This window comes from Salmonella sp. SAL4457, assembly GCF_046548235.1.
Taxonomy (GTDB): Bacteria; Pseudomonadota; Gammaproteobacteria; order Enterobacterales; family Enterobacteriaceae; genus Salmonella; species Salmonella enterica.
Genome location: NZ_JBGDZO010000689.1, coordinates 1 through 262 on the forward strand (window position 1 = coordinate 1; position 262 = coordinate 262).

A 262-nucleotide genomic window follows, 5' to 3' on the forward strand; every position below is an offset into this window, starting at 1 on the left:
GATCAACATCCAGTACACCTCCGGTACCACCGGCTTCCCCAAGGGCGCCACCCTCAGCCACTACAACATCCTCAACAACGGCTACATGGTCGGCGAAAGCCTCGGACTCGGCGCGGAAGACCGCCTGGTGATCCCGGTGCCGCTGTATCACTGCTTCGGCATGGTGATGGGCAACCTCGGCTGCGTCACCCACGGCTCGACCATGATCTACCCGGCGCCCAGCTTCGACGCCGAGGCGACCCTGCTGGCCGTGGCCGAGGAG

General features: G+C 65.3%; 1 protein-coding gene. It reads left to right on the forward strand.

Annotation, left to right across the window (positions count from 1 at the left end):
- A partial coding sequence (locus ACLJNW_RS25935) for an AMP-binding protein (RefSeq protein ID WP_410961471.1) occupies positions 1–262 on the forward strand: 262 nt, incomplete at both ends.